The sequence below is a fragment of the Neorhizobium sp. T7_12 genome (assembly GCF_002968535.1).
Taxonomy (GTDB): Bacteria; Pseudomonadota; Alphaproteobacteria; order Rhizobiales; family Rhizobiaceae; genus Neorhizobium; species Neorhizobium tomejilense.
On sequence record NZ_PVBK01000005.1, the window covers coordinates 62,878 to 86,755 of the forward strand.

The 23,878-nt window shown below is 63.3% G+C and carries 24 protein-coding genes; 15 read left to right on the top strand and 9 right to left on the bottom strand.

All coding sequences use genetic code 11. The annotated features are described in order from the left end of the window. The first annotated feature begins 21 nt into the window (after positions 1-21). Together C5J26_RS13655 and C5J26_RS13660 are read left to right on the top strand one after the other, a co-directional pair. On the top strand, positions 22-1,002 hold the full coding sequence (locus tag C5J26_RS13655; RefSeq protein WP_105402474.1) for a TRAP transporter substrate-binding protein: 981 nt from the start codon (positions 22-24) through the stop codon (positions 1,000-1,002). A 56-nt stretch (positions 1,003-1,058) separates the two neighbouring features. Beyond that, on the top strand, positions 1,059-1,580 hold the full coding sequence (locus tag C5J26_RS13660) for a winged helix DNA-binding protein (RefSeq protein ID WP_046637899.1): 522 nt from the start codon (positions 1,059-1,061) through the stop codon (positions 1,578-1,580). On the opposite strand, the gene C5J26_RS13665 is transcribed toward C5J26_RS13660, so the two are convergent. Continuing rightward, positions 1,577-2,401, bottom strand: coding sequence for an alpha/beta hydrolase (locus C5J26_RS13665; RefSeq protein WP_105402253.1), 825 nt, complete (start codon positions 2,399-2,401; stop codon positions 1,577-1,579). The genes C5J26_RS13660 and C5J26_RS13665 overlap by 4 nt on opposite strands. 204 nt (positions 2,402-2,605) lie before the next feature. Between C5J26_RS13665 and C5J26_RS13670 the strand changes: the two genes are divergently transcribed. The 8 genes from C5J26_RS13670 to C5J26_RS13705 all read left to right on the top strand — a co-directional run bounded on the left by C5J26_RS13670 (position 2,606) and on the right by C5J26_RS13705 (position 10,345). Continuing rightward, positions 2,606-4,231: an AMP-binding protein gene (locus C5J26_RS13670; RefSeq protein ID WP_105402254.1), complete on the top strand. Its 1,626-nt coding sequence runs from the start codon at positions 2,606-2,608 to the stop codon at positions 4,229-4,231. Between the two features lie 142 nt (positions 4,232-4,373). Further along, positions 4,374-5,510 carry an ABC transporter substrate-binding protein gene (locus tag C5J26_RS13675; RefSeq protein WP_105402255.1) on the top strand — a complete coding sequence of 379 codons (1,137 nt, stop codon included), beginning with the start codon at positions 4,374-4,376 and terminating at the stop codon, positions 5,508-5,510. A 9-nt stretch (positions 5,511-5,519) separates the two neighbouring features. Then, positions 5,520-6,443, top strand: coding sequence for a branched-chain amino acid ABC transporter permease (locus C5J26_RS13680; RefSeq protein WP_105402256.1), 924 nt, complete (start codon positions 5,520-5,522; stop codon positions 6,441-6,443). A gap of 15 nt (positions 6,444-6,458) precedes the next feature. Further along, positions 6,459-7,436 carry a branched-chain amino acid ABC transporter permease gene (locus C5J26_RS13685; RefSeq protein ID WP_046637946.1) on the top strand — a complete coding sequence of 326 codons (978 nt, stop codon included), beginning with the start codon at positions 6,459-6,461 and terminating at the stop codon, positions 7,434-7,436. After that, positions 7,429-8,178: an ABC transporter ATP-binding protein gene (locus C5J26_RS13690; RefSeq protein ID WP_105402257.1), complete on the top strand. Its 750-nt coding sequence runs from the start codon at positions 7,429-7,431 to the stop codon at positions 8,176-8,178. Before C5J26_RS13685 ends, C5J26_RS13690 begins: the two co-directional genes overlap by 8 nt. Continuing rightward, entirely contained in the window at positions 8,178-8,861 is a 684-nt protein-coding gene (locus C5J26_RS13695) for an ABC transporter ATP-binding protein (RefSeq protein ID WP_105402258.1), read from the top strand. Before C5J26_RS13690 ends, C5J26_RS13695 begins: the two co-directional genes overlap by 1 nt. Positions 8,862-8,863: 2 nt before the next feature. After that, complete coding sequence (locus tag C5J26_RS13700; protein WP_037080105.1) at positions 8,864-9,376, top strand: MarR family winged helix-turn-helix transcriptional regulator; 513 nt, start codon at positions 8,864-8,866, stop codon at positions 9,374-9,376. Positions 9,377-9,415: 39 nt separating this feature from the next. Further along, entirely contained in the window at positions 9,416-10,345 is a 930-nt protein-coding gene (locus C5J26_RS13705) for a glutaminase (protein WP_046669038.1), read from the top strand. Positions 10,346-10,392: 47 nt separating this feature from the next. On the opposite strand, the gene C5J26_RS13710 is transcribed toward C5J26_RS13705, so the two are convergent. From C5J26_RS13710 to C5J26_RS13725, 4 genes are all read right to left on the bottom strand, one after another. Then, complete coding sequence (locus tag C5J26_RS13710) at positions 10,393-11,910, bottom strand: tripartite tricarboxylate transporter permease (protein ID WP_105402259.1); 1,518 nt, start codon at positions 11,908-11,910, stop codon at positions 10,393-10,395. Between the two features lie 21 nt (positions 11,911-11,931). Beyond that, a complete protein-coding gene (locus C5J26_RS13715; protein ID WP_105402260.1) occupies positions 11,932-12,426 on the bottom strand; it encodes a tripartite tricarboxylate transporter TctB family protein in 495 nt (164 codons plus the stop codon). Continuing rightward, complete coding sequence (locus C5J26_RS13720; protein ID WP_105402261.1) at positions 12,423-13,367, bottom strand: tripartite tricarboxylate transporter substrate binding protein; 945 nt, start codon at positions 13,365-13,367, stop codon at positions 12,423-12,425. Before C5J26_RS13720 ends, C5J26_RS13715 begins: the two co-directional genes overlap by 4 nt. Before the next feature lie 237 nt (positions 13,368-13,604). Then, entirely contained in the window at positions 13,605-14,675 is a 1,071-nt protein-coding gene (locus tag C5J26_RS13725) for an ABC transporter substrate-binding protein (protein WP_105402262.1), read from the bottom strand. 184 nt (positions 14,676-14,859) lie between these two features. Between C5J26_RS13725 and C5J26_RS13730 the strand changes: the two genes are divergently transcribed. The 3 genes from C5J26_RS13730 (at position 14,860) to C5J26_RS13740 (ending at position 17,539) form a co-directional block, all read left to right on the top strand. Further along, positions 14,860-15,369: a DUF1993 family protein gene (locus C5J26_RS13730; protein ID WP_105402263.1), complete on the top strand. Its 510-nt coding sequence runs from the start codon at positions 14,860-14,862 to the stop codon at positions 15,367-15,369. Positions 15,370-15,452: 83 nt separating this feature from the next. Continuing rightward, positions 15,453-16,130 carry a response regulator transcription factor gene (locus tag C5J26_RS13735; RefSeq protein ID WP_105402264.1) on the top strand — a complete coding sequence of 226 codons (678 nt, stop codon included), beginning with the start codon at positions 15,453-15,455 and terminating at the stop codon, positions 16,128-16,130. Continuing rightward, positions 16,127-17,539 carry a sensor histidine kinase gene (locus C5J26_RS13740; RefSeq protein ID WP_105402265.1) on the top strand — a complete coding sequence of 471 codons (1,413 nt, stop codon included), beginning with the start codon at positions 16,127-16,129 and terminating at the stop codon, positions 17,537-17,539. The genes C5J26_RS13735 and C5J26_RS13740 overlap by 4 nt, the downstream gene beginning before the upstream one ends. A gap of 3 nt (positions 17,540-17,542) precedes the next feature. Here C5J26_RS13740 and nagA read toward each other — a convergent pair whose 3' ends face one another. Genes nagA through C5J26_RS13760 form a run of 4 tightly spaced genes read right to left on the bottom strand, consistent with a single transcriptional unit; the run spans position 17,543 to position 21,397 of the window. Continuing rightward, positions 17,543-18,703, bottom strand: coding sequence for an N-acetylglucosamine-6-phosphate deacetylase (gene nagA, locus C5J26_RS13745; RefSeq protein ID WP_105402266.1), 1,161 nt, complete (start codon positions 18,701-18,703; stop codon positions 17,543-17,545). Further along, positions 18,700-19,731, bottom strand: a complete 1,032-nt coding sequence (locus tag C5J26_RS13750; protein ID WP_172723884.1) for an SIS domain-containing protein — start codon at positions 19,729-19,731, stop codon at positions 18,700-18,702. The genes nagA and C5J26_RS13750 overlap by 4 nt, the downstream gene beginning before the upstream one ends. Positions 19,732-19,748: 17 nt before the next feature. Further along, entirely contained in the window at positions 19,749-20,513 is a 765-nt protein-coding gene (locus C5J26_RS13755) for a GntR family transcriptional regulator (protein ID WP_105402267.1), read from the bottom strand. Further along, the gene (locus tag C5J26_RS13760) at positions 20,510-21,397 is read right to left on the bottom strand and encodes an N-acetylglucosamine kinase (RefSeq protein ID WP_105402268.1); all 888 of its coding nucleotides are present in this window, start codon (positions 21,395-21,397) and stop codon (positions 20,510-20,512) included. Before C5J26_RS13760 ends, C5J26_RS13755 begins: the two co-directional genes overlap by 4 nt. Before the next feature lie 209 nt (positions 21,398-21,606). Between C5J26_RS13760 and C5J26_RS13765 the strand changes: the two genes are divergently transcribed. Both C5J26_RS13765 and C5J26_RS13770 read left to right on the top strand, forming a co-directional pair. Beyond that, entirely contained in the window at positions 21,607-22,521 is a 915-nt protein-coding gene (locus tag C5J26_RS13765; protein ID WP_105402269.1) for an N-acetylmuramic acid 6-phosphate etherase, read from the top strand. Positions 22,522-22,546: 25 nt separating this feature from the next. Beyond that, positions 22,547-23,815 (top strand): ABC transporter substrate-binding protein, encoded by a 1,269-nt coding sequence (locus C5J26_RS13770; protein WP_105402270.1) that lies wholly within the window; start codon positions 22,547-22,549, stop codon positions 23,813-23,815. The last annotated feature ends 63 nt before the right edge of the window (positions 23,816-23,878 follow it).

The following is a 23,878-nucleotide window of genomic DNA, read 5'->3' on the forward strand; positions in this document are numbered from 1 at the left end:
AAGGGGACTGATATGAAAAGCTTGCTTTCCAATCTCGTGCGCACCGGCCTTGCCGGCGCAGCGCTGCTCGCCGCCAGCGGCGCGGCCTTCGCCCAGACCGCCTGGGTCCTTCCGTCGGCCTATCCGCCGGCCAATTATCATGTCCAGAACCTGAGCCAGTTTGCCTCGGACGTGGATGCCGCCAGCAAGGGCGCTCTCAAGATCACCATCCATCCCAACGCTTCGCTCTTCAAGGCGCCGGACATCAAGCGCGCCGTCCAGACCGGACAAGCACAGGCCGGCGAAGTGCTGATCTCGCTGCACGAAAATGAAAACCCGGTCTTCGGCATCGACGTCGTGCCGTTCCTGGCGACCAGCTTCGACGCATCGAAGAAGCTCTATGCCGCCTCCAAGCCGGCGATCGAAAAGGCGCTCGACGCCCAGGGTCTCAAGCTCCTCTATGCGACTCCGTGGCCGCCGCAGGGCATCTTCACCAAGAAGGACGTCAACAGCACGGCGGATCTCAAGGGCCTGAAATGGCGCGCCTACAACGTCGGCACGTCGCGCATCGCCGATCTCGTCGGTGCCCAGCCGGTCACGGTCCAGGCGGCTGAACTGCCGCAGGCGCTGGCAACCGGCGTCATCGATGGCCTGATGACCTCGAGCGCCACCGGCGTCGACAGCAAGATCTGGGAATCGCTGACCCACTATTACGATACCCAGGCCTGGATCCCGAAGAACGTCATCTTCGTCAACAAGGCCGCCTTCGCAGCGCTCGATCCGGCTGTCCAGAAGGCCGTCACCGATGCGGCGGCTGCCGCAGAGGCCCGCGGCTGGGCGCTCGGTGCCGAAAAGACCGCTGCCTACATGGAAACCCTCAAGAAGAACGGCATGAAGGTTCTCGAACCGAGCGCCGATCTCAAGAAGGGCCTGGCCGATGTCGGCGCGAAGCTGACCGAGGATTGGTCGAAGAAGGCCGGCGCTGATGGCGCCGCCATTCTGGACGCCTACAAGAAGATGTGATTTGAGGGGCGCCGCAGGCATCCGCCTGCGGCGCGCTCGTCCCGGGAGGAAAAATCATGGCATCGGAAAAGAGTGAATTCGGCCCGATCGTATCCTCCGGGCACCTGGCGAGCGGCGCATTGCCGGCGCTCTCCGAGATCGAATTTGGCATGATCATGCTGAACCACGCATTCAGCCGCTGGATGGTCCGATGCATGTCGGCTGCCGGCGTGCCGGATCTCTCGCCGATCGATATCCTCGTGCTGCACAATATTAACAGCCGCAACAAGGCAAAGACGCTCGCCGATATCGCGCTGGTCCTCAACATCGAGGACACGCACGTGGTGACCTATGCGCTGAAGAAGCTCGAGCGTCTGAAGCTGATCAAATCCGGCCGCCGCGGCAAGGAAAAGCTGGTCATGGTGACGGAGGCGGGCGCCGAGGCCTGCAGGCGTTATGCGACGGTGCGCGAGGAGTTGCTGGTCAAGTCGGTGCTGGCCACCGAGGTTTCGGGAGAGACCCTGTCGGCCATGGCGGCCCGCCTGCGCGCCCTGTCCGGCCATTACGACCAGGCCGCCCGTGCGGCGGCTTCGCTTTAGGAAAGCAGCGCGTCCATCAACGGGTGGGCGGGATCCTCCATGCCGTCGAGGATAGTGAAGTGATGCTTGTCCGGCTCCTCGACGGCCTCCGTCTCGGCGCCCAGCCCCTTCCAGATGCTGGCAAGCAGGGCGTTCTGGCGGATGAACTCGGCACGTTCGCCGGCCCCCACCCAGCAGGTCACCCGTGCACCCGGCAACGGCTCCAGCAGGGCAGGGCTTTCCTGGGAGGCTTCCTCGGCGTCGATCCCCTGTTTTTCGTTCATCTTCGTCCTCATGATCGGCCGCAGGTCATGCACGCCGGAAAGCGAGACCGTGTTGACGATGCGGCTGCGCACCGCCTCCGGCAGCGGCGAGGTGGCCGAGATCATCCGCGTCACCAGATGGCCGCCCGCCGAATGGCCGATCAGCCGGATCGGTCCCGCCACGTCCTCTGCAGCAGCCTCGATCGCCTTGCCGATTTCCAACGTGATGCCTGAAATGCGGTTTTCCGGCGCCAGCGTGTACATCGGCATGGCGACGGCATATCCGCGCTCTACCGAACCCTTGGCGAACTGCGACCAGTAGCTGTTGTCTAGACCGATCCAGAAGCCGCCGTGGACGAAAACCACGAGGCCGGCCGGGTCGGTTTCAGGCAGGAAAAGGTCGAAGCGGTTGCGCGGCTTCTCACCGTAGGAAAGGCCGAGCCTGGCGCGGCCGGCTGTGGCGAGCGCCTCGCGATAACGTCGTGCCGGCTCCACCCATGCAGCCGGCCAGCGGTCGCCCTGGGGAATGTTGATGCCGTTGGCATAGGCATTGTCCCAGTCGCTGATCTGATGACGCATCTTCACTTCCCCTTCGATCCGCTTGATTTCGAACGTTATACTGTCACCGCATCAGCCGGCATGGAAGCCCGTCGCAGCTTCAAAAAGCGTCGGAAGAAAAATTATTACAAACTTAAACTTTCTCTCTTGCAACCGAGGGAAAGCAGTGCTTTTCTGGGCGAAAGGCAAAAAGCCGCTATATAAAAAACGCTTGGGAACGAAAATATGCTGGGACCGTCAGGCCATCTGGATACGTTTGCCCGCGACAATCTTCCGCCGCCGGATCAGTGGCCGGAAATCAGGCTTGATGGCTTCGATTATCCGGAATGGATGAATGCGGGCGTCGAACTGACCGACCGCATGGTCGAGCGCGGCTTCGGAGACAACACTGCGCTCATCGGCAATGGCCGCCGCCGCACCTACAAGGAATTGTCCGACTGGACGAACCGCATCGCCCAGGCGCTGACCGAGGACTACGGCCTGAAACCCGGCAACCGGGTGCTGATCCGTTCCGCCAACAACCCGGCCATGGTTGCCTGCTGGCTGGCTGCGACGAAGGCCGGCTCGGTGGTCGTCAACACGATGCCGATGCTGCGCTCCGGCGAGCTTGCCAAGATCATCGACAAGGCGGAAATCTCGATCGCGCTCTGCGATACGCGGCTGATGGACGAACTGGTCGCCTGCGCCAAGGAAAGCCGGTTCCTGAAACAGGTGATCGGCTTCGACGGCACCGCCAACCATGACGCCGAGCTCGATCGGGCGGCGCTCAACAAGCCGGTCCGTTTCGAAGCGGTGAAAACCGGCCGCGACGACGTCGCCCTGCTCGGCTTCACGTCCGGTTCCACCGGCGTGCCGAAGGCGACCATGCATTTCCACCGCGATATCCTGATCATCGCCGATGCCTACGCGAAGGAAGTGCTGGACGTGACGCCGGATGACGTGTTCGTCGGTTCCCCGCCGCTCGCCTTCACCTTCGGCCTCGGCGGCCTTGCGGTCTTCCCGCTGCGTTTCGGCGCTGCCGCGACCCTTCTGGAGCAGGCGACGCCGCCCAAGATGATCGAGATCATCGAGACCTACAAGGCGACGGTCAGCTTCACCGCGCCGACCGCCTATCGCGCCATGCTGGCGGCGATGGATGCCGGTGCCGACCTGTCGTCGCTGCGCATCGCGGTTTCCGCCGGCGAGACGCTGCCGGCGCCTGTCTTCGACGAATGGGTAGCGAAGACCGGCAAGCCGATCCTCGACGGCATCGGCGCCACGGAGATGCTGCATATCTTCATCTCGAACCGGCTCGGCGATTCCAAACCCGCCTGCACCGGCAAGCCGCTTGCCGGTTACGAGGCGATCGTCGTCGACGACGACATGAACGAGGTGCCGCGCGGCACGATCGGCAGGCTCGCGGTCAAGGGACCGATCGGTTGCCGTTACCTCGCCGACGACCGCCAGAAGGATTACGTCAGGGACGGCTGGAACCTGACCGGCGACAGTTTCGTCGAGGACGAGGACGGTTATTTCCACTTCGCCGCCCGCTCCGACGACATGATCGTCTCGGCCGGATACAACATCGCCGGCCCCGAGGTGGAAGCCGCCCTCCTCAAGCACGAGGCGGTACTGGAATGCGCCGTCATCGGCGTGGCCGACGATTCACGTGGCACCATCGTCCAGGCGCATGTGGTTTTGGCGAAGGGCGCCGAGCCAGGCGAACCGATGGTCAAGATCCTGCAGGATCACGTGAAGACTGTCATCGCCCCTTACAAATATCCGCGCTCGATCATCTTCACCGATGCGCTGCCGAAGACCGAGTCGGGCAAGATCCAGCGCTTCCGCCTGAAGCAGAAGCCATCGGCTTAACCAAGGTGATTAGCGGTTGAATTTCGCCGTATAACCAGAGTGGAAGTTTCCACGCAAATGTGGAAGACAAAGAAGACCCGGCGGATCTCCAAGTCCGTCGAAGGCATCGGGAACGACACAACAACAAACGGGAGTTCGTCACATGAAGAAAATGCTTGCTGCAGCCACTTTGGCGCTGAGCATGAGCACCGCCGGCACGGCTTTCGCCGAGCCTTTGAAGATCGGCATGATCACCACGCTTTCGGGCGGTGGCGCCGGCCTCGGCATCGATACGCGCGACGGCTTCATGCTGGCGATCAAGAATTCCGGCAACAAGGACATCACCGTCGTCACCGAGGACGATGCGCAGAAGCCGGAACTGGCCGTTCAGATCGCCGACAAGATGATCCAGAGCAACCAGGTCGACATCCTGACCGGCATCGTCTGGTCGAACCTGCTGATGGCGGTTGCCCCGAGCGCGGTGGCCCAGGGCAAGTTCTACGTCTCGACCAATGCGGCGCCTGCAGCCCTGGCCGGCGCCAATTGCAACAAGCTCTATTTCAACGCTGCCTACCAGAACGACAACCTTCATGAAGCCATGGGCGAATATGCCAACAAGGGCTACAAGAAGATGTTCATCCTCGCCCCGAACTATCCGGCCGGCAAGGATTCGCTGACCGGCTTCAAGCGCTATTACAAGGGCCAGCTCGCCGCCGAAGTCTACACCCAGGTTGGTCAGACCGACTACGCTGCCGAAATCGCCCAGATGCGCGCTTCCGGCGCCGATGGCATCTTCACCTTCCTGCCCGGCGGCATGGGCATCGCCTTCATGAAGCAGTTCGCCCAGTCGGGCGTCAAAATCCCGGTCATGGGCCCGGGCTTCTCCTTCAGCCAGGACGTTCTGCCGGCAATCGGCGATGCGGCGGTCGGCGCCAAGGCGTCCGGCCAGTGGGCCCCGGACTTCGACAATGCCGCAAGCAAGAAGTTCCTGGCGGACTTCCAGAAGGAATATAACCGCCTGCCGTCCATTTATGCCGTCCAGGCCTATGACGCAGCCCAGCTCATCCTGTCGGCCGCTTCCAAGGCAAGCGTCAAGGATGCCAAGGCATTCGGTGCCGAACTCAAGAAGGCCGACATCCAGTCCCCGCGTGGAAAGTTCAAGTTCAACACCAACCAGCATCCGATCCAGGACATCTACCTGACGGAAGTGGTGAAGCAGAACGGCGTCATCACCAACAAGACGGTGGAGAAGATCTTTGCCGATCACGGCGATGCCTACGCCAAAGACTGCAAGATCTAAGGTCCGCCCGTGACTTTGGCACTTGCTCTCGAGCAGTTGCTCAATGGCCTCCAGCTCGGCGTCATGTTGTTTCTCATGGCTGCCGGGCTGACGCTGATCTTCGGCGTCATGGGCCTGATCAACCTCGCTCACGGCTCGCTCTACATGGTCGGCGCATTCGCCTGCGCCACCGTGGCGGCGTGGGCCGGCTCGTTCTGGATCGGATTGATCGCCAGCCTCGTCGCGGCCGCCGCCGCCGGGGCGATCGTCGAACTCGTGGTGATCCGCAGGCTCTACGACCGTGATCACCTCGACCAGGTGCTCGCCACCTTCGCGCTGATCCTGATATTTTCGGAAGGCACGCGCTGGCTGTTCGGCTCCTTCCCGCTCTATCTCGACATCCCGCCGCTTCTGCAGGGCGCCGTCGCGCTACCGGGCGGCACGGAATATCCGGTCTACCGCCTGGCGATCATCCTTGCCGGAGCGATCGTCGCTTTCGGCCTCTATCTGCTGATCTCCCGGACCCGCCTCGGCATGCGCATCCGCGCCGGCGAAAGCGACCGCGAGATGATCGGCGCTTTAGGCGTCGATATCCGCACGCTCTACACCGTCGTCTTCGCGCTCGGCGCAGCCCTGGCAGGCCTTGCCGGCGCCATGGTCGGTGCGCTGCAGTCGGTGCAGGTCGGCATGGGCGAACCGGTGCTGATCCTCGCCTTCGTGGTCATCGTCATCGGCGGTATCGGCTCGATCAAGGGTGCGCTGCTTGGTGCCCTGCTGGTCGGAGTTACCGATACGATGGGGCGTTTCCTGTTGCCGAAGATCCTGGCGCTGTTCGTCGCCCCGGCGCAGGCCGGCATGATCGGCGGCGCTGCGGCCTCGATGCTGATCTATATCGTCATGGCGGTCATTCTTGCGGTCAAACCGCGCGGCCTCTTCCCCGCGGCGCATGCGTGAGGCCCCTGGTTTAAGATGATCCTGACCCGCGAAAACCTCATCAACCTCATTCTGGCGGCAATGCTGCTCGCAGTGCCCTTTGCCGCGAACGCGCTCGGCCAGCCGTTCTACATCACGCTGGCGACCCGCATCGCCATCCTCGCGCTGGCCGCGACCGGCCTCAATCTGGCGCTAGGCCTCGGCGGCCTCGTCTCCTTCGGTCATGCCGCCTTCTTCGGCATCGGCGGGTATGTTGCCGGCATTCTGGCGGCCCATGCCTTTTCCGGCGATCCGCTGCTGTTCGGCCTCTCCGGCTCGAAGCAGATGTGGGTTATCTGGATCGTCGCAGTGATCCTGTCGGCCCTTGTCGGCCTGGCGATCGGCGCGATCAGCCTGCGCACCTCGGGCGTCTACTTCATCATGATCACGCTCGCCTTTGCGCAGATGGTCTATTATTTCGCGATCTCCTGGCCGGCTTATGGCGGCGAGGACGGGTTGTCGATCCTCGTCCGCAATCAGTTTCCGGGCGTCAATACCATGCGGCCGCTGACCTTCTTCCTGATCTGCTACGTTGTCTTGCTGCTGGCGCTTGGCCTTTTTGCGCTGATCCGCGCCTCGCGTTTCGGCACGGCGCTGCAGGCAGCACGACAGAACGAGGTGCGCGTCGCGACCGTCGGCATCCAGCCCTATCGCATCCGGCTCACCGCCTTCGCGATCTCGGCGGCGGTCACCGGCCTTGCCGGTGCCCTGTTTGCCGATCTCAACCGCTTCGTCAGCCCGTCCATGCTCTCCTGGCACATGTCGGGCGAACTGATCGTGCTGATCATTCTCGGCGGCACCGGCCGGCTGTTCGGGCCGCTCGCAGGTGCCGCGCTCTACGTGATCTTCGAATTTGCGCTCGGCGGCCTCACGGAGCGCTGGCAGTTCTTCCTCGGCCTCATCCTGCTCGCCGTCGTGCTGTTTGCGCGCGGCGGTCTTCTGGGCCTGCTTGCCGGAAAGGCCAAACATGGTTGAGCCGGTTCTCCAGATCTCCAATCTCGTCAAGAATTTCGGCGCGCTGCGGGCGACGGATGGCGTGACGCTCGACCTGCGTCCGGGCGAAATTCACGCCCTGATCGGCCCGAACGGCGCCGGCAAGTCGACGCTCATCCACCAGATCTGCGGCACGCTCCGGCAGGATAGCGGCGTGATCCGATTTGCCGGGCAGGATATCGGCAGTCTTGGCGTTGCCCAGCGCGCCCAGTTGGGCCTTGGCCGCACCTTCCAGGTCTCGTCGATCGCGCCGGAATTTTCGGGCCTGCGCAATGTCATGCTGGCGGTCCAGGCAAAGCAGGGCTCAAGCTTCCGTTTCTTCAAACCCGTCATGCGCGACAGGTCGCTGATCGACACCGCCATGGCCATGCTGGAACGCGTCGGTTTAACCGCCCGCGCCCGCATTCCTGCCGCCGAGCTTTCTCATGGCGAACGCCGGCAGCTCGAAATCGCCATGGCGCTGGCGCTGGGCTCGAAAGCCTTCCTGCTCGATGAACCGATGGCCGGCATGGGGCCGGAAGGCTCGAAATCGCTGACCCACTTTCTCGATACCCTGCGGCATGAGGCGCCGATCCTGCTGGTCGAGCACGACATGGATGCGGTCTTTGCGCTCGCCGACCGGATTTCGGTGCTCGTCTACGGCCGCATCATTGCGACCGGCACGGTGGAGGAGATCCGCCGCGACCCGACGGTGCGCACCGCCTATCTCGGAGACCATGCCTGATGCTGCTCGATGTAACGAAGATCGAAGCATTTTATGGCGCCAGCCAGGCACTGTTCGGCGTCGACCTTTCGGTCGCCGAGGGCGAGGCCGTCGCCCTGATGGGCCGCAACGGCATGGGCAAGACCACGACGATCCGTGCCATCTGCAACCTCAATCCCCCGCGTGCCGGTGCGGTGAAGATCGGCGGCACGGATACGAAGGGCAAGCGGCCGCATCATGTCGCCAAGCTCGGCATCGGCCTGGTGCCGGAAGGCCGCCGTTGTTTTCCGAACCTCACGGTCCATGAAAACCTTGTCGCTGCCGCCCGGCCCGGCCCGTGGACGCTGGAGCGCGTCAACGAACTGTTCCCCCGGCTTGAGGAGCGGCATGCGCAAATGGCAAGATCGCTGTCGGGTGGCGAGCAGCAGATGCTGGCGATCGGCCGTGCGCTGATGACCAATCCGCGCCTTCTCATTCTCGACGAGGCGACTGAAGGCCTTGCTCCGGTCATCCGCCAGGATATCTGGAAGGCGATCAGGCGGCTGAAAGCCGAAGGTCTGTCGATCCTCGTGGTGGATAAGACGCTTTCGGAGCTTTTGCCGGTTGCGGACCGCTGCGTCATCCTGGAAAACGGAAGAAGCGCCTGGAGCGGCAGGCCCGCGGACCTGACGACGCAATTGCAGGATCGATATCTCGGGGTATAGGCATGGAAGCGGAAGCGGCAAGCGCCGACCTGGAACTGATCGCCCATGGCCCGCATGGGAAGAACAAGCCTGAGACGCGGCTCTGGCTGCGCATGCTTTCCACCACCAAGCTGATCACCACTGAAATCCGCCGCCGGCTCCGCACCGAGTTCGGCGCGACGCTTCCCCAGTTCGATCTGATGGCGCAGCTCTATCGCGAGGCGGACGGCTTGAGGCTCGGCGAACTCTCCAAGCGTACCATGGTCACCAACGGCAATGTCACGGGTCTGGTGGAGCGGCTGGAGACTGACGGCTTCGTGCAGCGCGTCACGCCGGACGGGGACCGCCGCGTCACCGTCGCCAAGCTGACGCCCGCCGGTACCGAGCTTTTTGTCGCCATGGCAGCCGCCCACGAAGGCTGGCTGCGCGATATCATGGCCGATGTCGACCCGGCGATGATCGCCTCGTTGTGGTCGGAGATCGGCGCGGTGAAAGCTTCTGCCAGCAACCATCTTTCCGGCAGCGCCTTCGAATAGTAAGGCTCGTCTCCGGGCGCAACAATTCGGGGTTAAGAGATGGCAGACCTGCAGGCGATCGTCGACGAGATCCATGACAAGCTGACGCCACGCCTCGGCGAAGGCAAGGTGGCCGACTACATCCCGCAACTCGCCCATGTCGATCCGAAGAAGTTCGGAATGGCGATCATCGGTGTCGACGGCCAGGTCTTCAAGGCCGGCGATTGCGACGAACCCTTCTCGATCCAGAGCGTCTCGAAGGTCTTCACGCTGACGCTGGCGCTCGGCAAGCATGGCGAGACCACCTGGAACCGTGTCGGCCGCGAGCCCTCCGGGTCCGCCTTCAATTCCATCGTCCAGCTCGAGCACGAGGAAGGCAAACCGCGTAATCCCTTCATCAATGCGGGCGCAATTGCCGTCAGCGATCTCGTGCTTTCCGGACACACGCCGCGCGAGGCGATCGGCGAGATCGTCCGTTTTGTGCGTTACCTGGCGGATGACGATTCGATCGCCATCGATCCGGAAGTCGCGAAGTCGGAGCAGGCGACCGGTTTCCGCAATTTCGCGCTCGCCAATTTCATGCGTTCCTTCGGCAAGCTCGACCATCCCGTCGAACATGTCCTCGGCGTCTATTTCCACCACTGCGCGCTGGCGATGACCTGTACCCAACTCGCCAAGTCGGCCCTTTTCCTCGCCGCATCGGGTCGCAATCCGCTGACCGGGCACACCGTGGTATCGAAGCAGCGGGCAAGGCGCATCAATGCGCTGATGCTGACCTGCGGCCATTACGACGGGTCGGGCGATTTCGCCTACCGTGTCGGCCTGCCCGGCAAGAGCGGTGTCGGCGGCGGCATCATGGCGGTAGCCCCTGGCAAGGCCTCCGTCGCCGTCTGGTCGCCAGGCCTCAATCACAACGGCAATTCGCTGCTCGGTTCGCTGGCGCTCGAAATGCTGGCTACCCGAACCGGCTGGTCGGTATTCGGCCAATAAAAAAACCCGGCCGAAGCCGGGCTTTCAGTTTGCTGGCAGCGTTATGATCAGTCTTCGCTGGCTGCCATCTGCGAAAGAGCGTCGCCGCGTCCGCGTGCGCGCAGGACGAGCGGCAGGATGAGGGCAAGCGCTGCCACGCTCAGCAGCACGGCGGCGATCGGTGAGGTGAACAGCACCGTCACGTCACCCTGGCTGATCGCCAGCGCCCGGCGAAGCTGCTGTTCGGCAAGCGGCCCGAGGATGAGGCCGACGATGACAGGCGCGATCGGATAATCGAAGACGCGCATGATATAGGCGACCAGCCCGAAGACCAGCAGCATGCCGAGCTCGAACACCGAGGGGTTGGCGCCGATCGTGCCGAGTGTTGCGAACACCAGGATGCCGGCATAGAGCCACGGCTTCGGAATGGTCAGCAGCTTCACCCACAGGCCGACCAGCGGCAGGTTGAGCACGAGCAGCATCAGGTTGGCGATCAGCAGCGAGGCGATCAGGCCCCAGACGAGCTGCGGGTTGGTCGCAAACAGCAGCGGACCGGGCTGCAGGCCGTATTGCTGGAAGCCGGCGAGCATGATCGCGGCAGTCGCCGAGGTCGGCAGGCCGAGGGTCAGGAGCGGCACCAGCGTGCCCGCGGCGGACGCATTGTTGGCCGCTTCCGGCCCGGCGACGCCTTCAATTGCCCCGTTGCCGAATTCTTCCGGGTGTTTGGAAAGCCGTTTCTCAGTTGCGTAGGAGAGGAAGGTGCCGATCTCGGCGCCGCCGGCCGGCATCGCGCCGATCGGGAAGCCGATCACGGTGCCGCGCAGCCACGCCTTCCAGGAGCGCCCCCAATCCTGCGCCGTCATCCACACCGAGCCCCTGATCGCTTCGATCTTGTCCGGTGCGGCTTCGCCCTGGGCGGCGATATAGAGCGTTTCGCCGATCGCGAACATGGCGACCGCCATGGTGGTCACCTCGATGCCGTCGAGCAGGTCCGGAACCCCGAAGGAGAGACGGTTCTGGCCGGTCAGCTGGTCGATGCCGACGAGCGACAGCGCAAGCCCGATGAACAGCGAGGTGAGGCCGCGCAGCGTCGAATTGCCGAAGGCCGAGGAGACGGTGACGAAGGCCAGAACCATCAGCGCGAAATATTCGCGCGGACCGAAGACCAGCGCCAGCTTGACGATGTAGGGCGCGATGAAGGCAAGCGCCAGCGTGGCGATCAGTCCGGCGACGAACGATCCGATCGCTGCCGTCGCCAATGCCGGGCCGCCGCGTCCCGCCCGGGCCATCTTGTTGCCTTCGAGCGCGGTGACGATCGAGGCGCTTTCGCCCGGCGTGTTCAAGAGGATCGACGTGGTCGAGCCGCCATACATGCCGCCGTAATAGATGCCGGCGAACATGATCAGCGATCCGGTCGCATCCAGCTGGTAGGTCACCGGCAGAAGCAGGGCGACGGTGGTCGCCGGACCGATGCCCGGAAGCACGCCGACCATGGTGCCCAGCGTCACGCCGATCAGCGCATAGAAGAGGTTCATCGGCTCCATTGCCGACACGAGCCCCTGGAGAAGGAATTCGAATGTGCTCATGATCTCACTCTCAGGGTCACGTCACTGGATCAGGTGTTCGAGCGGGCCTGCCGGAAGCGAAAGTTGCAGGACGCCGGCAAAAAGCCACCAGATGCCAAGACAGACGACGATGCCGACCGGAATGCTGATCCACAGCCTGCGGGCGCCGAAACCCGCAGCGGCAAGGCCGAACAGCGTGCCCGTGGCGATCGAGAAACCGGCGATCCGAATGAGGATCATCTGCGCCAGAAGGCCGGCGACAACCCAGGCGACAGGCCCGAATTCCTGTTTTTCGCGGACCGGAAAGTCACGACGAAACGCAGCGAATACGGTCCAGATGGCGAGGCCGATCAGTGCGAAGGCAATCCAGTTGGGAACGGTGGCTGGCCCGACCTGGCTATAGCCGCCCATATCCCGCAGCCGGTCGACATCCAGGAAGATGACGGTAGCGACGGCGACGAGGATGGCGGCAATAACAAGCGCCGCCCAATCGGGGCGGCGCTGTTCGGTGCTCGTTTTGTTGTTGTCGAGGCTCATTTAACCAGTCCGATGTCCTTCAGGATGGTTTCAGTCGCGGCAATGTCCTTGGCAAGCTGCGCTTCGAATTCCGGACCGGAGAGATAGGTGTCGATCCAGCCCTTGGTCTTCAGGGTGTCCTGCCAGGTCTTGGACTTGGCGAGCTTTTCGACGTCGGCAGTCACGGCCTTCTTCTGCTCGGGGGTCAGGCCGGGAGCGGCAGCGACCATGCGCCAGTTCTGGATCACGACATCGAGACCGGATTCCTTCAGCGTCGGGGCATTGATGCCTTCGAGCTTCTTTTCGGAGGAGATGGCGAGCAGACGCAGCGCGCCGGCCTTGATCTGCGATTCGAACTCGCCGTAGGACGAGATGCCGGCCGTGACTTGGCCGCCGAGGATGGCGGCGAGCGCTTCACCGCCGCCGGAAAACGCGATGTAGTTGACCTTTGTCGGATCAACGCCGGCAGCCTTTGCGATCAAGCCCGCCGTGATGTGGTCCGTACCGCCGGCCGAACCGCCACCCCAGGAAACAGCGCCCGGGTTTGCCTTCAGCTTGGCGACGAGGTCGGCAACGGTCTTGATCTCGGAGGCTGCAGGTACGACGATCACTTCGTATTCGCCCGTGAGGCGAGCGATCGGGGTGACGTCCTTCAGGGTGACCGGCGACTTGTTGGTCAGGATGGCGCCGACCATGACGTAACCGCCGACCATGAGGGCGTTTGCATTGCCCTTCTGCTGGCTGGCGAACTGGGCGATGCCGATCGTGCCGCCGGCGCCCGGAACGTTCATGACCTGAACCTTGCCGGAGATCTTCTCGGTCTGCAAAGCGGTCTGCATGGTGCGGGCGGTCTGGTCCCAGCCGCCGCCCGGCGCTGCCGGAGCCATGATCGAGTAGTCGGCCGCAGCGGCCGGAAGTGCGATTGCGCCCGCGAGAAGGGAAGCAAGGAAGAAATGTTTCAAGGGTCGATCCTCCGTTGGCGTCGTGATCCGACGCGATATGTTTGTTGGCGGAACGAGGAAGAGGGTTTGGCAAGCGAGAACCGCCTGGCCGATGTCCTCCCATCGTCAATCGGGTCCCCACCTCCAAATGGGGGCCGAATGCCCTAAGCCAGCATATGAAGCTGACATTAACCTGACATCTTCCCTGGACTTGCGATTTGGCAAGGGGTTTCCACCCGCCGCCGCCGAATTTTGTGACTATTGCAGCCTGAGGACCTCGTTCCAACGGGAAATCAGCCGTGCCCGCTTCACCTGGTCGAGATAGACCATCAGCCCGAGGCTGACCGGCACCGGCTTCAATTGTCCGCCGAGCATCTCCCGCAATGTCGTCGCGGTGTTGTTGCCGGCGACTTCCGGGCTGACGGCCGGGATCTGCAGTTCGCGGGCCATGATCGTCTGGCCTTCCTTCGACATGAAGAATTCGAGATAACGCTTGCCGAGATCCGGAGCGGCGGCGGCCTGCGGCACCAGGCCGATGCGCGACATCACCACGGTATAGTCCTTCGGCAGCACGATCCCGACATCCGGATGACGGGAAGCCCAGTCGGCGGCGTAGGAACCGAGAATATTGTACCCGAGCAGGAACCGTCCGTCGGCGACGCGTTCCAGGATCGCCTGGCTGGTCGAGTAGAGCTTCACGCCGGCCGCACCCATCGCCCGGATCACGGACCAGATATCGCCGAACTGCTCCTGGTCGCGCGCCATGAACAGGAAGCCGACCCCGGAACGCTCGATGTCGTAGGTGCCGATCCGGCCGTACACAGCATCGCCACGCTTCTGCAGGAATTCAACCAGTTCCGCCCTGGTCGAGGGCGGGGAAGAATCCTTGAAACTCGGCTTGTGATAGACGAACACGGCCGGTTCGAAAGTCAGTGCATAGGCCGTATTGCGCCAGTTCGCCCAGCCCGGCCATTGCCCGCTCATCGGCAGGTCGCTGCGCTGGGCGTAGCCGTCGTTGGCGAGCTTCACCTGCAGGTCCATGGCGGAGGAAAAGGCAAAGTCGGCGGTCTTTCCGCCCGCGTCCGTTTCCCTGACGATCCGGTCGTATATCTCGCCGGTCAGCATGTCCTCGTAGCGCACCGCCACATCCGGATTGGCCGTCTGGAAGCCAGCGATCATCGGCTTGGCGAGCGGCTCGTCGAGCGAGGAATAGACCGTCAGCATCGGCGCGTCGTCCCGCCCGGAAAGCGCCTGGAAAAGCTTGGTATCCGCCTCGGCGAAGCCTGGCGAAAGGGCGAGACAGAGGAGCGGGAAAAGCAGCCTTTTCATGAGCCCACAATGCCCCACCGCGGCGGCCGCGACAAGCCGATCGGGTGACCCGTAACATTCCCGCCACAGGGAGCTCGATGCAACCGTCTGCCGGCTTGTTTTCCGATGCCGTGCCATTACCTGTGGGCGGTCTTTTCGCGCCGGAAGCCCCGGCGTCCCCGTCTGTCAACGAAGGTTTCGCACCATGTCGCTTACGCTCTACGATATCACGGTACCGATTTTCATCCGCGCTTTCGGCAACCTCACGGAAATCCTCAAGAAGGGCGAAGCCTTCGCCGACGAGAAGGGCATTGCCCATAAGGAACTGCTGGAAACCCGTCTGGTCCATGACATGTACCCGCTGACCGCCCAGATCCAGCGCGCCAGCGACACGGCGAAATTCGTGCCGGTCCGCGTCGGGCAGATCGAGAGCATCGCGATGGCCGACGACGAAGTCACCCTCGCCGATCTGCATGCCCGCATTGAAAAGACCGTGGCCTTCCTGAACAGCGTCGATCCGGCCAGCATGGCGGACCGTGAGGACGCCGAGGTGATCCTGAAGACCCGCAGCGGCGAGACCAAGTTCACCGGCAAGAGCTACGTCCTCGGCTTCGCGCTGCCGAACTTCTATTTCCACGTCACGACGGCCTACGCCATCCTGCGCCACAAGGGCGTTCCGATCGGCAAGATGGACTACATCGGCCGTTCCCAATAACGGTCGCGGTAACCACCGTATCAGCGCCTCAGTGACATCGCCGCTTCCGCGTTTATAATCGTCTGCGGAAGCGGGGAGATTTCGTGCGTATTCTACTGGTCGAGGACAATCAGACGCTGGCCGACGGGCTGTCGACGATCCTGCGCGGCAGCGGTTATGCGGTCGATGCGGTCACCGACGGCGCTTCGGCGGAAGCTGTCGCCGCCGCCGAAGCCTATGATCTGGTTATCCTCGACCTGAACCTGCCGGAAATGGACGGACTTGACGTGCTGCGCGCGATGCGGGCGCGGGCGAACAAGGCGGCCGTGATGATCCTGACCGCCCGAGGTACGCCTGAGGAGCGGGTGAAGGGGCTCGATCTCGGCGCCGACGACTACATGATCAAGCCGTTCGACATCCCGGAATTTGAGGCGCGCATCCGCGTGCTGCTGCGCCGTCAGGCGGGTCTTCGCAGCTCGATCGTCAACTATGGCGGCATCACCTTCGACCTGAATTCGCGGACCTTTTCGAGCCAGGGCGTGCCCCTGGACCTGCCCGCACGCGAGGTGGCGCTTCTGGAACTGCTCTTTCTGCGCGCCGGCAAGGTGGTCTCCAAGGATGCGATCATGGCGTCGCTGACCGGCTTCGACGACGATCTTTCCGCCAATGCCATCGAGCAATATGTGAGCCGCCTGCGCCGGCGCCTCGCCCCGCACGGGCTCACGGTGAAGACCGCCCGCGGCATCGGCTATTATCTCGAAACCACGGCACCGACGGCATGACATCGGTCTCTCACGGCGCCCAACCCGTCCCGCCGATCGCCGCCTATTCTCTGCGCCGCCGGCTGCTTGCCTGGCTTCTCGTCTCGACGGCGGTGATCGGCACGATCGCAATGGTCGACACCTGGGACGAGGCGGTCGATACCGCAAACGACGTGTCCGACCGCGTGCTGGCCGGCTCCGCGCTGGCGATCGCCGAGCGGGTGATCGTTGCCGAAGACGGTTCTCTCGAAGTGGACATCCCCTACGTGGCCCTGGAGATGCTGACCTCGGCGGCGCAGGACCGGGTCTTCTACCGCGTCGATGGGCCGCCCGGAAAATTCATCACCGGCTATCAGACGCTGCCGTCGATCCCGCGCCGGGAAGGCCAGGCGGCCGCGTTCGAGAACGCCACGTTCCGCGGCGAACCGATCCGCGTCGCCGCCCTTGCCCGCTCTGCATCTACGGGCATCAATTCCGTGCCGTTCACGGTGACCGTGGCGGAAACCACCATCGCCCGTCAGCAGTTGACGCAGACGATCCTGATCCGCTCGGCGCTGCGCCTGCTTTTCATGATCGTCGGCGCCGCGATCATCGTCTGGGTGGCGGTGACGCTGTCGCTCCGCCCGCTCTACCGTTTCAGCGAAGCGATCGCCGAACGCAGCCCGGACGATCTTCACCCGATCAGCGAGCGGGTGCCGAACGAGGTGCAGGGCCTCGTCGACACGGTCAATTCCTTCATGGTTCGGCTCGAAAGCGCGCTTGAGGCGCTACGGCATTTCACCGGCAATGCCAGCCACCAGCTGCGCACGCCGCTCACCATCATCCGCACACAGCTTGCCCTTGCCGACCGCGCGACCGAACTTGCCGAGGTCAAGGAGGCAGCCCGAAAGGCGGACGAGGCGGTGGCGGATGCCGAGCATATCCTCGCCCAGCTTCTGCTGATGGCGAAGATCGATGCGGCCACCCGGTCGGCCTCGATGCAGCGGGTCGACCTGACCGCGTTGGCGCGCGGTGCGACGGCCGACAACGTGCCGCTTGGTGCCGATGCCGGTATCGACCTCGGTTTCGAAGGGGAGGGGGAAATCATGGTTTCCGCCGAACCGCTGCTGATCGGCGAACTGATGAAGAACCTGATCGGCAATGCGCTGCTTTATGCCGGAAACGGCGCCGAGGTAACAGTTCGGGTCAAGTCGGAAGACGGTGCCGCCATGCTGGAGGTCGAGGATGATGGTCCCGGCATTCCGCCGGAAAAACGGGTTTCGGTGCTCAAGCGCTTCGATCGCGGCGATCGTTTGGATAAGCTCGGCACCGGCCTCGGCCTGCCGATCGTCGAGGAGATCGCCCGCCTGCACGGAGCGACGATGATCCTCGCGGACGGCCACGAGGGCAAGGGCATGAAGGTCGAGATACGGTTTCCCGTAGCCGGCTAAGTCTTATTGCTGATGAACCTTCGTGCCGCCGATCCAGGTGCTCTTCATGCCGAGGTCATCAGTCAACAATACAAAATCCGCGTCGAAATGGGGTTTCAGCGCGCCCTTGCGGTCGGCAAGATAAGCGGCTTCCGCCGGATAGGTGGATGCCATGCGCAATGCCTCCTCGACCGGCAGGTCGAGCGCCTCATGCGCAAACCGGACCGATGAGATCATGTCGATGTCGGCGCCGGCGAGTGTGCCGTCGGCGAGCGTCAGGCGCCCGTCCTGGCGCAGGATCTCTCGGCCATTCAGCGTAAAGCTCTTCATGTCGGTGCCGATGGTCGACATCGCGTCGGTGACGATGAAGATCTTGCCGGGTCCGTTCTTGGCCCTGAGCGCGACGTCCATTGCGGCCGGATGCACATGGATGCCGTCGGCAATGATCCCGACATAGAGCGAACCGATATCGAGTGCGGCGCCGACGACGCCCGGCTGGCGGTGGCCGAGCGGGCTCATGGCATTGAAAAGATGGGTAACGGTGCGAACGCCAGCCTCGGCATAGGCCTTGGCGGTCTCGTAGGTCGTGTCGGTATGGCCGAGGCTCACCATGAAGCCGGCCTGCGCCAGCCTCTCGGCCTGTTGCGTCGTGACATTCTCCGGCGCGACGGTGATCATCATCGCATCGAACACGCCGCGGCAGGAGAGCATCAGCTCGACGTCCTTCTCCCCCATCGGCCGGATCAGTTTCGGGTCATGCGCACCCTTGCGCGCGATCGAAAGATGCGGACCTTCGAGATGCAGGCCGAGGAAACCCGGCATGCCTTCGGCCTTCGCCTGCTTGCCGGCCTCGACCGTCCTGGACGTGATGTCGTAGGTGTCGGTGATCAACGTCGGCAGCAGCGCCGTCGTGCCGAACTTGGCATGCGCGGCGCAGATCTGCCTGAGACCCGCGACCGTCGGCTCCTCGTTCAGCAGCACTCCACCGCCGCCATTCACCTGCAGGTCGATGAAGCCCGGCACGATCAGCCCGCCTCCGGCATCGATCCTCTCGATGCCTTCCGGCAGCTTGGATGTCGATTGGATCGCTTCGACTTTGCCGTCCGCAAAAACGAGCGCGGCATCCTCGTGCCAGAAGGTGCCGTCGAAGATGCGGGCGCCGGTAATGGCTTTCGACGTGCTCATAGCGTCTCGGTCACCTTCTTGAGTGCGACAGGCGCATCGGGATTAAAGCCCTTGGCGCGCGACCAGGCTTCGACGAAACCGTAGAAGGGCAGGATGAGCGTCAGCGCATCGGTGATCGGGTGGCCGGTCGCGACGAAGGGCAGCCTGCGGGCGTCTTTGACCTTGTCGGAGGTCGCAAACGCGAGGGCGCCCTTGGCCGCCAGGTTGTCGGCAATCTCGATGGCCGAGGCTTCGGCCGCATCGCGCGCCGCGAAGGTGACGACCGGAAAACGCTTTTCGACCAGCGCCACCGGCCCGTGCAGCACTTCGGCCGCCGAATAGGCTTCCGCATGCATGTTGGAGGTTTCCTTGAATTTCAGCGCCGCCTCGCTGGCGATCGCCAGTGCCGGGCCGCGGCCGAGCATGTAGAGCGATTCCGCATCGCCGAGCTCGTTGGCAAGCGCGCTCCAGTCGAGCTTGACCGCCTTTTCGAAATGCTCCGGCAGGTTGCGAATGGCTGCTTTCAGCGCCTCGTCGCCGACCCACTCCGACAACAGCGCAAGGCCGGCAACGATCGAGTTGACGAAGGACTTCGTCGCCGCAACGGCGAGTTCCGGCCCGGCATTGATATTGATCGCGTGAGCCGAAGCGCTTGCGATCGGCGAGGGGAGCGTATTGGTGAGCGCAATGGTGACGGCGCCGGCCTTGGCCGCGGCTTCAGTCATCGCGACGATATCCGGGCTCTTGCCGGACTGGGAAATGGCAATCGCCGCACCGCCGTCGAGCTTCAGCTTGGCGCCGTAGATCGAAGCAAGCGAAGGTCCGAGCGAGGCGACCGGCCGGCCGGCGGTGAGTTCGACCGCATATTTGATGAAGGTCGCTGCATGGTCAGAGGAGCCGCGTGCAATGGTAATCAGAAAGGCCGGGTCCTTTTCGCGCAGCGCCCGGCCGGCAGCGGCAAGCTCGGCCGCCGAGCCGTCGAGCAGGCGTGCGGCCGCTTCCGGTATCTCGTCGATCTCTTTGCGCATGTTGGTCATATTGGTCAGCATAATATCGTCCTCGAAGATCAGTTTTCGCCGAGCGAAAGCTCGGCCACGAAATCATAGGCATCGCCGCGATAGAGCGAGCGGGTGAGTTCCACCACACGGCCGGATGCCAGGTATGAAACCCGCTCAATCGAAAGCCCGGCGGAACCGATCGGCACGGCCAGCAGCCCGGCATCCGGGTTCTTCATATTGCAGGCCGATATCCGCTGTATGGCGCGTACCGGCCTCGCATCCTTTTTCCCGAGCTCCGCATAGAGCGAATTGGTTACAGCCGAAGGATCCGGCAGGAAATCGGCGGAAATGCTGGCGCGCTCGATCGCAAGCGGCATGTCGTTGCCAAGGCGAAGGCGTCCTAGACGGGCGACCCTGGTGCCGGGCGCAAGGCCGAGCATCATCATTTCCTCGGGCGAGGGGTGGAAAAGCCCGCGTTCCAGCCATTCGGATCGCGTCACCAGCCCACGCCGTGCCATATCCTCGGTAAACGACGTGAGGCGGGTGAGCGGCTGCTCGACGCGCGACATCGGCTTGACCACGAACGTGCCCGAGCCGTGCTTGCGGGTGAGTAGCCCGTCCTTGACGAGATCGTCGACGGCCTTGCGCACCGTGACGCGGCTGACATTGGCGTAGTCGGCGAGATCGCGTTCCGCCGGCAGGGCGTCGCCATGCCCGAGCTTGCCGGTGCGGATCGCCTCTTCGAGGCTCTGGCGCAGCTTTCGGTAAAGCGGCCCGGTGCCGGCCGATTGCAGGCCGTCGAGCGGCAGGATGGCGGCTAGCATCTGGTTCATGCGCGAAGCTCCGCCCGCGCCCCATAGGTCTTGACCGCAAGCGCCACAGCGCCGGTCAGCGCGTCGGCCAGCGGTTCGGACAACCGGGCGCGATGCCGTTCGGCCAGATATTCGGGATAAAGCGGCGCAAGCCCGCCGAGCAGGCAGAGCCGGCCTTTCCCCCTGGTGATACGGTTCACGGCGTCAAGCGCCTCGTCAATGCCCGTTGCCCCAGTCTTGAGAATGCGGATAGCCGCCTCGTCGCCCTGCCGCGCGAAGTCGAACACCTTGGGCGTATGACGCCCGAAATCGCCGGGCTTCGCCAGCCGGGCGAAATCGACCACCTTTTCCGGATTGCCGTCGAATTCGGCGAGTACGGCCTTCGACAGGCCGGACATCGGATGGATGTTGTCATAGGCAAGCAGGCTTTCCTGCAGCGCGAGCTGGCCGAGCCGAGCGCCGCTGCCGAGATCGCTCACCTGAAAGCCCCAGCCGGCGACCGAATGAAGTCTGCCTTCATGCCGGGCGATATAGACCGTGCCGGTGCCGACGATCCCGATCGCCCCATCCTCGTTGCCGATTGCTCCCTGCAGCGCGATCACGCCGTCCGACACGATATCCGACTGCTTGAAAGGCAGCCGTGCCTGCACATAACTCACTGCATCGCCGACATTGTTGCCCGCAAGGCCGAGCACGGCGGATGTGGCGGAAAGGTCCGGCTCAAGCCCGGCTTCGGCAAAAGCGAGTCGGGACGCCTCGGCGATATGCCTGAGGGCCGTGTCGGGGTCGGTCAGGATATTGGAAGCGCCGCTTTTGCCGCGGCCGAGGATCATGCCGTTTCCGTCAGCAAGTGCCGCGCGGCAGCTTGTTCCGCCGCCATCGATTCCGATAAAATAGGCCGCCATGGGTACCTCCGGGCCGAATAATACCAAAAACGTACCAATAACCAAGCATGATTTCGAAAATCTCAGGGTCGCAGGTTTCATCCTATTGATTACATGGGTATATTTTGCCGGACTTTTGTCGAAGTTATCGATCCGTTCATAAAAGTTAATTTTCCTTCTGGACAATTGGTATTTTTTTGGCATCATTTTGGATGAGAGGGAGAAACCGGATGAGCAGAACTGCCACCGAGGCAAGACATGGGAAAGCGGAAGGGCTCGATACGCTCGCGCCCGCCGAAATCCTCGTGCTTCTCGCCTCCGGCCAGCAGGCGGCAGCCAAGGCTGTCGACCATGCCGTCCCGGCGATCGCCAAAGCCGCCGATCTCATGGCCGCCGCTTTGAAATCCGGCGGCAAGGTGGTTTACGCGGGTGCCGGCAGCGCCGGCCTCGTGGCGATGGCCGATGCCATGGAACTGCCTGGCACATACGGCATACCGCCCGAACGGATCGCCATCCTGTTTGCCGGCGGTGTTCCCACCATTGCCGATCTGCCCGGTGGTCCCGAAGACGATGCCTCGCTCGGCGAACGGGATGCCGATATCGTCGATGCGGCCGATTGCATCATCTGCGTGTCCGCGAGCGGTTCGACCCCTTACACGGTTGCCGTCGCCGAAACCGCGAAACGCCGCGGCGCGAAACTCGTGGCGATGGCCAACAATGCCGGCGCAAAGCTGTTCGAGGGCGCCGATGCGGCGATCCTGCTCGAAACGCCGCCGGAAGTCGTCGCGGGCTCCACCCGCATGGGTGCCGCCACGGCCCAGAAGATCGCCTTCAACATGCTGTCGACGCTCACCGCCGTCAAACTCGGCCACGTGCATGACGGCCACATGGTCAATCTGCGTGCCGACAACGGTAAGCTGCGCGTCCGCGCCGCCCGCATCGTGGCCGATATCGCCGGCATCGGGTTTGACGCGGCCCGGATCTGGGTCGAGGCCGCCGAAGGGTCGGTGAAGGTCGCGGTTCTGCTTGCTGCGGGCGCGATCGATGTCGAGGCCGCCAAGAGCTTGCTTGCCCGTTCGGACGATATGCTGCGCGTAGCGCTTGCCGAATTGCAGGCGTCCAAGAGTTCCATGAAACGCGCCTGAAGGCGCATATAAAAGGGAGAACATCATGACACGCATATTGAAAAGCATACTTTTTGCCACGACCGTACTTGCGCCGGCGGGTCTTGTCGCGACCGGCGCGTCCGCGCAGACCGCAACGCTCACCATCGAGAGCTGGCGCAATGACGACCTGCCGATCTGGCAGCAGAAGATCATCCCGGCCTTCGAGGCCAAGAATCCCGGCATCAAGGTGAGCTTCGCGCCGATGGCGCCGACGGAATACAATTCCGCCGTCAACGCCAAGCTCGAAGCCGGCACCGCGGGTGACCTCATCACCTGCCGTCCGTTCGACCTGTCGCTCGCCATGTTCCAGAAGGGCCAGCTTGCCTCGCTGAACGACCTGCCGGGCATTTCCAATTTCTCCGACGTCGGCAAGTCCGCCTGGAGCACTGACGACGGCAAGACCACCTTCTGCGTGCCGATGGCCTCCGTCATCCACGGCTTCATCTACAACAAGAAGGCCTTCACGGATGTGGGCGTCCAGATCCCGAAGACCGAGGACGAATTCTTCGCGGCTCTCGAAAAATTCAAGAAGGACGGCAAATACATCCCGCTCGCCATGGGCACCAAGGACCAGTGGGAAGCGGCGACCATGGGCTATTACAATATCGGCCCGAACTACTGGAAGGGCGAGGACGGCCGCAAGGCACTGATCGCAGGCAAGGAAAAGCTGACCGACGCGGCCTGGGTCGAGCCTTACAAGACGCTCGCCAAGTGGAAGCCCTATCTCGGCGACGGTTTCGAAGCCCAGACCTATCCGGACAGCCAGAACCTCTTCACGCTCGGCCGCGCCGCCATCTATCCGGCCGGTTCCTGGGAAATCGCTCCGTTCAAGGCGCAGGCCGATTTCGAAATGGGCGCCTTCCCGCCGCCGGTGAAGAAGGCAGGCGATACCTGCTACATTTCCGACCATAACGACATCGGCATCGGCCTCAACGCCAAGGGCAAGAACCTCGAAGCCGCCAAGAAATTCCTGTCCTGGGTCGCTTCGCCGGAATTTGCCGATCTTTATGCCAACGCAGCACCGGGCTTCTTCAGCCTGAACTCGACGCCGGTGAAGATGCAGGACGCGCTTGCTCAGGAATTCGTCTCCTGGCGCCAGAACTGCAAGCAGACGATCCGCCCGAGCGCTGCCGTCGTCGGCCGCGGCCAGCCGAATCTCGACCTCGAAATGTGGCGTGTCTCGGCCAACGTCATCAACGGCACCCAGACCCCGGAACAGGCCGCTGCCGAAACCCAGAAGGGCCTCGACAGCTGGTACAAGCCGGCGAAGTGAGCATCTCAAAGACCCTCTCTGGCCTGCCGGCCATCTCCCCCACAAGGGGGGAGAAAACTCGCG